Below are 13,516 nucleotides of genomic sequence, written 5' to 3'. Positions count from 1 at the left end.
CAAACTTCAGGAACGGGTCTGAGGATAATCTAGTCGTGGTGTGTGTAGTGGACGAGGAAACAGAAATTGGTCAGATCTATGAAAAGCGTTGTCCTCCGCCGACAATTGCTAGAGAATCAGTGGTCGATCAAACTGAACTTACTGATTACCCTAGTACGACGAGACTTGGAAGCCCGCTATAAAGGTTCCATTTTAGGGAATTTATGGCCACTTCTCAATCAGCTTGTCCAACTGCTGATTTTTACCTATGTCTTTTCAATCGTCCTGCAAGTCAAACTTGATATTCAAGGGGTTCCGGCTGATAATAAGTTGGCGTTTGGGTTGTGGTTATTTGCAGGATTGTTACCTTGGTTAGCCTTTACCAACGGACTGACGCAAGCCACGACTTCTGTTGTGGGACAGCCTAACCTCGTCAAAAAAGTGGTGTTTCCATTGGGGCTGCTTCCCTTGGTGCCGATTTGTTCCGCGTTTATTGAGAGTAGCTTTGGGCTAGTTGCTTTAGTCGGGTTAACTTTGATTATCGTTCCCGAACCGACGATTAGTTGGTGGCTGTTACCCTTGGTTTGGATTCCTCAACTTCTCCTCACCTCAGGTTTAGGATATTTAAGCGCAGGTTTAACGGTCTTTTTGCGAGATATTCCTCAAAGTTTGGGCGTGATTCTCAATCTCTGGTTTTATGCGACTCCGATTGTTTATCCCGCTGCTAAAATTCCCGAAGCTTGGCAGGTTTGGGTATTTTGGTTGAATCCGATTACGGCGATCGCTGAATCCTACCGTGATATCGTACTAAAGGGTCAGATTGAACATTGGGGAGAACTTGCCACCGCCTCCATCGTCTCTATCATTATATTCTATGGCGGTGTGTGGGTCTACAAACGTTTGCGTCCGGCTTTTGCAGATGTTTTGTAATTGCCAATCGTTTTTTTCAGACAACAACCGATTACGATGTCTCGGTAGCTAGTAAACGACGAATGTCCGAAATTGCAATTTCAGTTAATAATGTTTCCAAGTGTTTTAAGCGGTATCGACATCCGGTTGACCGACTTAAGGAGATTTTTCTGCCCCATCAGCAACTCGCCGAGAAATTTTGGGCGTTGCGAGAGATTAATTTACAAGTTTATAAAGGGCAAACTTTAGGAATTGTCGGTCGAAATGGTTCGGGAAAAAGTACGTTACTTCAGATTATTGTCGGTACACTTACCCCAACGACAGGAAGCGTAGAACTTCAGGGGCGAGTTTCGGCGTTGTTAGAACTTGGCAGTGGATTTAACCCCGAATTTACCGGACGACAAAATGTATTTTTTAACGGTCAATTACTGGGGCTAAAACATCAGGAAATTGAACAAAAATTTGATGAAATCGTTGCTTTTGCAGATATTGGAGACTTTATCAATCAACCCGTTAAAACCTATTCTAGCGGAATGTATGTGCGGTTAGCATTTGCAGTGGCGACCAGTTCTGATCCTGATATTTTAGTGGTCGATGAAGCCCTTTCTGTTGGGGATGAAGCCTTTCAACGCAAATGTTTTAGTCGTATCCATGAAATCCAAGATCGAGGCGGAACGATTTTATTTGTTTCTCACGCAGCTTCCTCTGTTACTCAACTTTGTGATTCTGCGATTTTGATGGATCGGGGTGAAATCTTGCTTGAACATAGCCCCAAGATGATTATATCAAAATATCAAAAAATGATCTACGCCGATGCCACAGAATCAGAACGATTACGGGAGGAAATTCGGCATCTTAAAGCGTCTTTTAAGCCCCAGGAAGTGTTTCAGAAGGTCGAGTGGAAAAAATATCATCGCAGTCAAACTAACTCTCAGCAAACTGAGTCTAAACAAGCAGATTACTATGACTATTATGACGCCAAATTAAAGCCTGATAATCCTATTCATTATCCTTCTCGCGGGGCTGAAATTCGTGATCCTTATATTGCGACTCCAAAAGGGGAACGAGTTAATCATATTATCGCTCGGAATGATTATGTTTATACCTATACGGTAGACTTTCAAAAAGCCGCCTCACACGTCCGCTTTGGAATGTTGGTAAAAACCGTCAGTGGGTTTGAACTTGCAGGTGCTTCTTTCCTCGCTTCATCCCAATTTATTAAACACATCGAACCCGAAACCCAACTCGTGTTAGAATTCAAGTTTAAATGTTTACTGGCACCGGATGTTTACTTTTTGAATGCCGGGGTATCGGGAATTGTAGAAGGCGAATTTACCTATCTTGACCGATGTATTGATGTTGCTATGTTTAGAGTTCAACCTTGTGAAAGTTCTTGCGGTACGGGAGTTGTAGACTTACTCGTTGAACCCAAATTAACCGTAACTTCGGGTCAAGTTAAACCGGAACAGGAAATACAACAATATCTTTAATCCTCTTTAATCAAAAATCCGGCTATGGAAGTTAATTTTTTTGTTGAAAATAATCCTATTGTTGAAACTTTAGTTCAGCATTTGGCTCGCTATCCCCAAACTTTTCAGGCTCAAATTGCTGCTATCGATGAGATGTTTTTGTATCAGTTGGATGAACTCGAAGATCAGAATTTTGATCAGGCTTTAGTCAGTTATTATGGATTAGGTCGGACATTATTTGATTCTATCCAACAAATTATTAATCAATATTTTGGCAGTTTTAAACAAATTTCATCCTTTCTCGATTTCGCCTGTGGATATGGTCGCTTGATGCGGTTTTTAGTTCAAGAAATGCCAACGGAAAAGATTTGGGCTTCAGATATTTATACTGCTGCGGTGAAGTTTCAAACGGAATATTTTGGGGTGAATGGTATTGTTTCCACTCGCAACCCTGAAGATTATCAAGTTCAGCAAAAGTTTGATTGTATTTATGCGGGGTCATTTTTTAGTCATATGCCGCCCCGTACTTTTAAACCCTGGATGCAGCAACTCTATCATTTATTAAATCCCGAAGGATTGTTAATTTTTAGTGTATTAGATGAGGAAATTTTACCGTCATCTACCCCAATGGCAGCAGAGGGAATTCTCTTTTCTTCCGAGAGTAGCGAAAGTCAGTTGCTTGACCGCAATGATTATGGTACAACCTATGTAAATGAAACTTATATTCGAGAATTAATTACTCAAGTTAGTCATAATAAAGCCTCTATTTGCCGAATTAAAAAAGGATTGAGTAACTATCAAGATTTATATTTAGTCACACCTCAGCCCGATAAAGATTTTACGGCTTTAAACTTTAAGTATCATCCCCAAGGTTATCTAGATAACTGTAACATCACCCCAACGGGAGATATTCAACTCGCAGGTTGGGCAATAGATTCTAACCCAAACGGCTCTGTTGAGTCCGTTCAAATGATTGTCAATCACAAAATCATTCAACAGTGTCAGCCCTCACAAGAACGTCCAGATTTAGTAGATTTTTTTAAAACCTCTCAAGCCCTTAAATCAGGATGGAATTTGTCAATAGATGCGGGTCAAATTTCACCTCAAGATATTCTTTTAATTAAAGCTAAAAATACAGCCGGACTTGAATGGATTATTGCTGTAGAAACCGTTAAAAATCTGATGCTTAAGACTCGATGGCGAGAGGAACTTTATCAAACTCAAAGCCAGTTAAAACAGCATGAAACTCTACTCCAAGCAACACAATCTCAACTCGAATTGACAGAATTTACCCTTTCTCAAGCCCGAGATAAACTAACACAACTTGAAACAGAATTAGGGAATTGTCAGTTTAACCTTGAATCTAGTCAGTTTCTATTGGAACAATCAAACGATGAAATTAAAGCCATGAAAAGTAGTAAGTTTTGGCAAATCAGAACTCAATGGTTGAAGCTTCGACAAGCGTTAGGAACTATTATCAAAAGATAAAAATAAAAAACCTCAAAAAACATTTAACTTGAAAACAAACTATGGAAACTAACCGTTTTGTCGAGAATAACCCCATTGTTAAAACTGTAACTCAACATCTAGCTCACTCGCCCCAAAGCTTTCAGCCTCAAATTGCAGCCGACGATGAAATGTACTTGTATCAGTTGGATGAGTCAGAAGACCGCAATAGTGATCGCGCTTTAGTCTATTATTATTTATTAGGACGTTCTATTATTGATTCTATCCGACAAATTATTAATACACACTTTGGCAGTTTTGCTCAAGTTGATTCTTTTCTAGATTTTGCTTGTGGTTATGGACGTTCGACCCGATTTTTAATTCAAGAAATTGCTCCTGAGAAGGTTTGGGTATCGGATATTTATGCCAATGCGGTAAAATTTCAGATAGAAACCTTTGGTGTGAATGGGATTATTTCTACTCGTGAACCTGAAGATTATCCGAGTGATAAAAAATTTGATTGTATCTATGCAGGCTCATTTTTTAGCCATATGCCTCAGCGAACTTTCACTCGTTGGATGCAGCGACTTTATGACCTTTTAACTCCTGAAGGCTTGCTAATTTTTAGTGTATTAGATGAGGCTGTTATGCCCTCCCACGTACAAATGTTACCGTCAGGAATTGTCTTTTCAACCGAAAGTAGTGAGAGTCAGTTTCTTGACCGGAATGAATATGGGACAACCTATGTTACTGAATCTTATATTCACGAATTAATAGGTAAAGTTAGTCAAAATCAAGCCACAATTTACCGCATCAAAAAAGGACTAAGTAACTATCAAGATTTGTATGTCGTCACCCCCAAAAAACAGAATAGCTTAACAGAAATAAACTTCAATTATCATCCTCTGGGTTATTTAGATAGTTGTGAACTCAAACCGAATGGTAATCTCTATTTAGAAGGATGGGCGGTTGATTTTAATCCCAATAGTCAAGTGAAAACAATTCAAATGATAGTCAATAATCAGTTGATTCAACACTGTCAACCTCAGATTGAACGACCAGATTTAGTTAAACATTTTAATCGACCTGAAGCATTATATTCTGGTTGGTCTTGTGAAATTAACCGTCATCAGTTTTCACCCGAAGATATTCTTATAATTCGAGCCGTAAATTTTGCAGGTTTAGAATGGATTATTGAAACAGATGTTGTGAAATCACTCATTCCTCAAACTCAATGGCAGACTCATCTGATTTCATTGCGAACTGACTTACACCAAATGCAAGTAAAACTACAACAAAAGCAGGTAAAATTAAACCAAACTCAGACCCAATTACACCAGACTCAAAATCAACTTGAACAGTCTCAAGCAAAGTTGGCTCAAACTGAGGAAAAACTAGGACAAACCCAAGCCCAACTCTTGCAGAGGGAAACACAACTTGACTTTGTGCAAGCCCAACTCGGACAATGTGAAGCGAAACTGTCACAGACTGAAACGGAAGTGGGTAAATATCAAGGGCAACTGGAATCATATCAAGTTCTGCTTGAACAGGCACAAAACCGTATTCAAGCGATGGAAAGTAGTAAATTCTGGAAATTGAGGACAAAATGGTTTAAACTGAGGCGTGCTATAGGTTTATCGGATAACGATTGAGCAAAAAGGATTTGAGGGATAAAAAAGAATTATTAGTTACTTTTGAAAAACAACCTAAAAACGATGGAGAAAGCTGAAAGTCACTCACCGATTATTATTGTTACTGGAATGCACCGTTCCGGAACTTCTTTGACGGCATCTTTACTACAACGTTTGGGCGTTAATATTGGGAAACGCCTTGTTGGAGCAAATTATGGCAACGTGAAAGGACACTTTGAAAATGTTGATTTTGTCGAATTTCACAAGGGAGTTTTACGCGACCATAATATTGATGAGTTGGGGTGTACTTTTCAGTCGAATATTTCCCTAAATTCACGACAGACTGAACAAGCTGAAAGTTTAATTCAAAACAACCAAGATTCTCAGCATCCTTGGGGATGGAAAGACCCGAGAACGACATTATTTTTAAACTTTTGGCAGGAAATGCTGCCGCCTGCTCATTTTATATTTGTTTATCGTTCTCCCTGGGAAGTTGTTGATTCTCTTTATCGCCGTTCCACAGACTTAACGCTGATAAAATCTCCAGAATTAGCGGTAAAAATGTGGATGTATTACAATAAAAAAGTTCTCGATTTTTATCAAGAAAATCCAGAGCAGAGTTTGTTAGTAAATGTCTATAAAGTGGGGACTAAGCCTCAAGAGTTTATTCAAGCAATTAATACTAAATTCAACCTGGATTTACCCACTCCTCCAGAAGATAATTTTGACCCTACTTTATTAGTTGATAATATTTTAGCCACTCCCAGACCGCAACTGATTAAACAATGTTTTCCAGATTCTATCGACCTTTATTTACAACTTGAAGCATTAGCTGAAAATCTCAGTCGCGGGTTAACCCCAGTAGAGTCACAAGTTTTAAACCAGTCCACCTCTTTAACTTGGGTGTTTAAAGATTGGTCACAAATTCGTTTATTGGAAAAAGACAAAAAACTATTAACTCAAGAAAACGAACAGCTTCAAATTGATATTGAACAGTGGGAAGATAGATTTCAAGAAGCCGTTGATAAATTAGTTACAACTGAAACCGAACTGGGTCAAACCCAACTTCAGCTTGATGGCGTTGAAATTCGCTATCAAGAAACCTTAGATAAACTGATTACAACAGAAGAAGAACTTGGTCTGGCTCAACTCAAAACGAATACTGCTGAAAATACCCGTCAAGAAGCGATTAAAAAACTCACAACAGTCGAAGAAGAACTCGGCAAAACCCAACAACAACTGGTCGGAACCCAAAATAAGTTAAATGGGTCAGAAATACACGCCCAAAACTTAGAAAGAAACTTTCAAGAAGCCGCAGATAAATTAACAGTAACAGAAACAGAACTTGGGAAAACCCAAGGACAACTCGAACAAATTCAACTTCAATACCAAGAAACCCTAACCCAACTCACTCATACCGAAACTCAACTCGCCCATGCAGAAACTCAACTGAGTCAACATCAATATCAAACCGCGACGTTTCAGCAAAGTTTACTTGAGTCTCAAGCCCATTTTCAAGAAGCCCTCAATAAAATTTATACCCTGGAAAATGAACTCGGTCAAACCCAACTCGAACTCGTTCAAACCCAAGGCGAAGTCACTGCGATTAAATCTTCTAAACTTTGGAAAATCCGAGAAAAATGGGTTGACTTTAAAAGTTTTGCTCGACGCCAACTCCCCGCCAAATATATCCATTACATCGAGACTCCAACCCAATGGGAATTTATCGGCAATGGCGATACATTTACCCAAATAGAAGGCTGGTGTTTTTATACCGGAAAGCGCGATTTTACCGAAATTCGTGCTAAAATAGGTTCAGAAACATTTGAAGGGGTTTATGGAATAGAACGCTTAGATGTTGCCCAACATTTTGATAGGATAGAAGCGGCTAAAAAATGTGGATTCCGCCTAGAAATTCCCTTAATAGTTGGCAATCACAGCGTTAATTTAGAACTGCAAAATCCTAAGGGAAAATGGAAAAAATTCGCCACCTATACCCTGCAAGTTTCCCCCATTCAAGCCTCTCTTGATGTTCCCACTCTAGAACAACGACCCGGACAAATTCTATTTGCAGGTTGGTGTTGTCACCCCCAACATCCCATCACCCAACTGACCTTAAACTGTGGCGAACATTCGATGCAATGTGCCTATGGGTTGCAACGTCGGGACGTGGGCGAAGTCTTTCCCGACTGGCCCGGAAGTGGCAATAGCGGCTTTGAAGTCTTGATGGATGTCCCCGTCGGTCAGTGGCCTGTGGTATTAGAAGCCGAGTTAGAAACCGGAGAAACCGTTACTTACAGCTTTAGTCAACCGTTGACTGTAAGGCGCTATGGACTCGCCGCCAAAAGTTCGGCCAAAATGCGACAGTTATCAGAATTTGTCGGGGCCATTCGCCAACGGGCCGCCGAACGCAAGCAACGCCTGGGCCGCCTCCTGCCCCTACCCAACGAAATTCCGGCAATTATTCGTCAAACGCGGATGATGTACCGCAAAACCAAAGCCACCACCGACCTCGCCCTCCTCCCTTCGGGTTTTGAACTCCCCAAACCCATCGACCCTTATGAGGCTTGGTTGAGTGCGAACCAATGGACACAACGCAGTTTAGAGTATTTACAAACTCGACTGCAAACTTATCCAACGGAAAAATTAGCAAAAATTTCGGTGGTGATGCCTGTTTATAATCCCCCGATAGAATTTTTAGAAAAAGCGATTAATAGCGTCATTAATCAAGTTTATTCTAACTGGGAATTGTGCATCGCTGATGATTGCAGTAGCGACCCAGAAATTGCCGAATTTTTGAATAAATTTGCCGAAGAAGATGAACGAATAAAAGTCATCTTTCGCCCCGAAAACGGTAATATTAGTCGCGCAACCAACTCAGCCGCAGTTCTCGCCACCGGGGAATTTATTCTCTTACTAGACCACGACGACGAACTCACCCCCAATGCGTTAGGAGAAATCGCCCTTTACCTCGTAGAAAACCCTGAAACCGACGTTATGTATACCGACGACGACAAAATCGATACAGAAGGAAAACGGTTCGCGCCTCAATTTAAACCCGATTGGTCGCCTGAACTCCTGTTATCTTATATGTATATAGGTCATGCGTTAGTTTTGCGGCGCAAACTATTTGAACAAGTCGCCGGAATGCGGTTAGGATTTGAAGGGTCACAGGATTATGATTTAGCCCTGAGAATAACAGAAAATACTCATCATATTGCTCATTTACCTTTAGTATTATATCACTGGCGAACAGCTCCCGGTTCAACCGCTATTTCTGGTGCCGCTAAACCTGCGAGTTTTGAAGCAGGTCGTCTAGCCGTTCAAGAGGCTTTAGACCGTCGAGAAATTGAATCTAAAGTGTATCAACCGGACTGGGCGGTTAAACAAAGTTTGGGAATTTTTTCCCATCAATTTATCGATAACGGCCCCTCTGTCACGATTATTATTCCCACGAAAAATCAGCTTAATTTATTACAAGCTTGTTTGAAGTCGTTGTTAGAAAAAACGACCTATCAAAACTATGAAGTTATGATTATTGATAACGAAAGCGATGACCCCAAAACTTTAGAATATTTGGATTGGATTGCTCTGGCTGAAACTGAACCCAAAATTTCTGTTCTCAGAGTTGCTAATCCTCACGGTAAATTTAGTTTTGCTGCGATAAATAACCGGGCGGTTGAACAGACTCAAACTGACTATGTTTTATTTTTAAACAACGACACCGAAATTATTTCTCCCGAGTGGTTAAGTCAGATGATGGGTTATATTCAGTTTGAAAAAGTCGGTGCTGTCGGGGCGCGATTAATCTTCCCCGATGACCATATTCAACACGCCGGAATTATTCATGGGTTACACCACAAACTCGCAGGTCATGCGTTCAAACTTTCTCATCGAGATTATTTTGGATATCTGGCTTATTCTAAAGTCGTGCGAAACTATTCTGCGGTGACAGCAGCTTGTTTATTAACCCCTCGTCAACTGTTTTTAGAGTTAGGGGGATTTGATGAACAAAACTTTGCTGTTGCTTATAATGATGCCGACTATGGTTATCGTTTGACCGAAAAGAATTATCGTTGTGTCTATTGTGCAGAAGCGGAATTATTACACAAAGAAGGAACATCCAGAGGGTTTAAAGATGACCCGAAAGAAGTCGCTCATTTCCGTCAAAAATATGCTGATAAAATTGACCCTTATTACAGCCATCATTTATCCCTAGATAATGAATGGTTTCACATTCAACCCCGACGGTTTAATATACAAAATCCCCCGGTGAAAATTAAGCCGCGAGTGTTGATGTGTAGCAACGCTTTAGAATATACAGGCGCACCGTTACATCAATATGAAATTGCGGTACAATTAGCCGCCCAGGATAAAATAGAACCTGTTATTTTTTGTGTGAATGATGGGCCGTTGCGAGCAGCTTACGAACAAAAAGGCATTACGGTTATTGTACAAGACCATCCTTTAATTAATATCTATCAACGGGAACAATATGACCTCGCCCTCACCGATTTTGCTGAACAAATACAGCTAAATTGTTATGATGTGGTTTATGCAAATACCTTAGAAAACTTTTTCATGGTAGACTGCGCCCAAAAAGTAGGAGTTCCTTCCGTTTGGAATGTTCACGAAAGCGAGGCTTGGCAAACTTATTTTAATGGGTTTGGTGCAGAAATTGCCGCCCGAGCGTTAGAATGTTTCCGCTATCCTTATCGGGTTATTTTTGTGGCGGATGCAACCCGAAATATTTATTTACCTTTAAATAGTCATCACAATTTTACCGTCATTCACAATGGAATGGATGTGGAACGGTTTAAATTAGTCGCCGAACAATGGAACCGCCAAGACGCGAGAGAAGCGTTACAAGTTAAAGACTCAGAAATTGTTATTCTGTTAGTTGGAACCGTTTGTGAACGCAAAGGTCAGCAGGATTTAGTCAAAGCTTTAGCATTATTACCCCCAGAATACTATAACCGAATTCGTTGTTTGATTGTTGGCGATCGCCCGAGTGTTTATAGTACACAAGTCACAACATTAGTCAAGCAACTTCCGCCTCCTTTACAGTCTAAAATTTCTATTATTCCTGAAACACCTGAAACTCCGAAATATTACCAAGCGGCTGATATTTTTGTTTGTACTTCTCGCATTGAAAGTTATCCGCGAGTGATTCTTGAAGCAATGGCGTATAATTTACCCATTATTACCACCCCCGTTTTTGGGATTTCTGAACAAGTTAGACCCGGAGTCAATGGTTTATTTTACACTCCCGATAAACCTGAAGAATTAACTGAAAATTTGATTAAACTGTTAGAAAACGACTCTGAACGTCAACGCCTCGCAGAGAATGGGAAATATGTCCTCGCCTCGTTAAATAGTTTCGAGGAAATGACACAAGAATACCATCAAATATTTGAGGAAGCCTACTTTATTAATCCCCATCCCCATCAAACTGTTTCCCCCGCAGAATTTATTCAACCTCTGTCAACACCCGAACCCGTTTTGCAACCCACAAAACCCGCCCAAGATAAAAGTTATTGGGAAGCAAATCCGACTGCGGCGAGTGCGAGTGAATGGATATCAAACCCGATTATTGAGGATACTATTCATCGGCGAATGTCGGGAGGTCAAACACAGAAATATTGGTTGCGATGGTTGATAGAAGATTATTTCGCAGGAAGAAGCTTTAATAATTTATTATCGTTGGGATGCGGAATGGGAAACCATGAAGTGACCTTAGCGGAGGCTAATTTTGCCAAAACAATTGATGCGTTTGATTTCTCCGAAGCCTCCCTAGACATAGCAAAACATCGTGCGGAAATTGCCGGAGTTAAGGTTAATTTCTACACCGATGATTTTAATACCTTCACCCTCGATAGCGGGAAGAAATATGATATTGCGTTTTGTTCGGGTTCATTGCATCATGTCAAAGAAATTGAGCGGTTTTTAGAAATTGTTCATCAATCATTGCATCCCGAAAGTTATTTTATTGTCAATGAATATGTCGGCGATAACTACTGCATTTATAGCCGCAAGAAAGTAGAGTTAATTAATCGTTTGTATGGTTGTTTTAACGAACTGTTACGTTCGGGACTACAAAGCGAATTTATTAACCCAACTATTTATCAAGTCTTTAATACTGACCCCTCCGAAGCGGTGCGTTCTAAATTAATTTTACCGTTTCTTGAATATTATTTCGACGTTGAAGTTTATAATCCTTTTGGGGGTGGAATTTTACATCCTCTCTATCCGCTTTTAAATCATGCTCAACTGTTACCCGGTGAACCGAAGGGAGAAACTATTGTCCGGTTGTTGCTAGAATTTGAAGAAATTTTAATGGAAATTCCAGGGAGTTTAGAATCTGATTTTTGTTTGTGTATCTTGCGTCCTAAGAAATTCTAGGAAGGAGACTTTGAGAAAATTTAGTCTAAAAAACACTAAGGAGAGCAACTTGAACCCGTCAAAGATGAATTCGTATGAACGCCTAAAACCGCCTCATTTTATGATTTTAGGAACTCAAAAAGGCGGAACAAATTCCCTCTATAATTATCTCTGTCAGCATCCCCAGATTATCCCTGCGGTACAAAAAGAAGTTCATTTTTTTAGCTTATACTATCAAAAAGGAATAGACTGGTATCACACTCAATTTCCCACCTCAGCAGATGGAAATCTCTTATTCACAGGAGAAGGAACCCCTTATTATCTCTTTCATCCTGGTGTTCCCGAACGGGTTTATCAACACTTTCCCCAAATGAAATTTATTGTTTTGCTGAGAAACCCTGTAGATAGAGCAATTTCTCATTACTATTGGGAAGTGAATTTAGGCTATGAAATGTTATCCTTAGAAGAAGCAATTACTCAAGAACCCGAACGACTTCAGGGAGAACTTGAAAAACTCCTATCCGATGAAAATTATTATAGCTATAATCATCAACATTATTCCTACCTTTCCCGAGGAATTTATATTGAACAGTTACAAAACTGGATGAATTTATTTCCGCGAGAACAATTTTTAATCCTTAGAAGTGAAGATTTTTTAAGCCAGTGTTCAGAGAGTGTGAATCAAGTCTTTGAGTTCTTGGGTTTACCCCCGTATCAACTTCCGAACTATAAAAAATATAATGTCGGTGCTTATCCACAAGTCAGTCCACAAATTCGTCAACACCTAACTGAATATTTTCAACCCTATAATGATAAACTGGTAGAATTTCTAGGTCAAGAATTTGACTGGAAAGAAAAACAATTACCGCTAAAATTAGAGGAAGAAGATTCCTCTAACAAAGCGGTTTTAGAAAGAACTTCTTCTTCCTTATTTACGTCTACTACTCAACTTAAACAACCGATAATGAACGATTCAAAAATTGATTATGAAGGGGCTTGGGATGATTATATTAAAAATTGGCGTACCGATTCTGAGTATAGTTATCCGGGTGATGAATGGATTGGGTTAGCCGCCGGTGCCGCTCAATCTCTAGCCGAATATGAAGCCTTAATTGAAAACCAGTTTATTGCGCCTTATATTCAATCCCATCAAACCGTTTTAGAAATCGGAATTGGGGGCGGAAAAACCGCCGCATTATTGTTAAAATATTGTCAGAGTTTGATTTGTGCAGATATTTCAACTAAGATGTTGCAAACAACCCGCGATCGCTTAGGCGAAGAACGAGTCAGTTATGTCAAGCTTGATGGTTTAAAATTAGAGGGGATTAACCCCGGCTCAATTGATTTCTGCTTCTGCTACGATACGATGGTACATATTGAACCGCGAGATATTTTCAACTATCTAACCCAAATTCCTCAACTGATGCGGGGCGAGCGCTTATGTCTTTTTCACCATACCAATATTTTGAGTGAATTAGGGTGGAATAAGTTTCTAAATGACTGGGATAAGAACTTATTGGGACGCAGACATGGAACGTCATTTTCAGTGATGACTGACTCGATTATGGAGAAGTTTCTGACTCATCTAAACTATGAGATTATGCTCAAAGATACTCAAACTATCCCGAGAGATTGTGTGTGGATCTGTCGAGCGCCCGCAGAATTTTAAGGGATTTGCATCGATTGTGCTGAAATTTGTAA

Annotated in this window: 6 protein-coding genes; all 6 read left to right on the top strand. The window is 39.9% G+C overall.

Annotation, left to right across the window (positions count from 1 at the left end):
* Window positions 1-78: 78 nt before the first annotated feature.
* A complete protein-coding gene (locus L8106_RS06290; RefSeq protein WP_009783395.1) occupies window positions 79-909 on the top strand; it encodes an ABC transporter permease in 831 nt (276 codons plus the stop codon).
* A gap of 62 nt (window positions 910-971) precedes the next feature.
* A complete protein-coding gene (locus L8106_RS06285; RefSeq protein ID WP_009783394.1) occupies window positions 972-2,378 on the top strand; it encodes an ABC transporter ATP-binding protein in 1,407 nt (468 codons plus the stop codon).
* A 24-nt stretch (window positions 2,379-2,402) separates the two neighbouring features.
* On the top strand, window positions 2,403-3,845 hold the full coding sequence (locus L8106_RS06280) for a class I SAM-dependent methyltransferase (protein ID WP_009783393.1): 1,443 nt from the start codon (window positions 2,403-2,405) through the stop codon (window positions 3,843-3,845).
* A gap of 41 nt (window positions 3,846-3,886) precedes the next feature.
* Entirely contained in the window at window positions 3,887-5,455 is a 1,569-nt protein-coding gene (locus L8106_RS06275; protein WP_009783392.1) for a methyltransferase domain-containing protein, read from the top strand.
* A gap of 63 nt (window positions 5,456-5,518) precedes the next feature.
* On the top strand, window positions 5,519-11,836 hold the full coding sequence (locus tag L8106_RS06270) for a glycosyltransferase (protein WP_009783391.1): 6,318 nt from the start codon (window positions 5,519-5,521) through the stop codon (window positions 11,834-11,836).
* Window positions 11,837-11,900: 64 nt separating this feature from the next.
* Window positions 11,901-13,484: a sulfotransferase domain-containing protein gene (locus L8106_RS30360; protein WP_009783390.1), complete on the top strand. Its 1,584-nt coding sequence runs from the start codon at window positions 11,901-11,903 to the stop codon at window positions 13,482-13,484.
* Window positions 13,485-13,516: the final 32 nt, after the last annotated feature.

It is taken from the genome of Lyngbya sp. PCC 8106, from assembly GCF_000169095.1.
In the GTDB taxonomy this organism is placed as follows: domain Bacteria; phylum Cyanobacteriota; class Cyanobacteriia; order Cyanobacteriales; family Microcoleaceae; genus Capilliphycus.
Note: the sequence above shows the minus strand (reverse complement) of the source record. Positions and strands in the feature narration are given on the sequence as shown.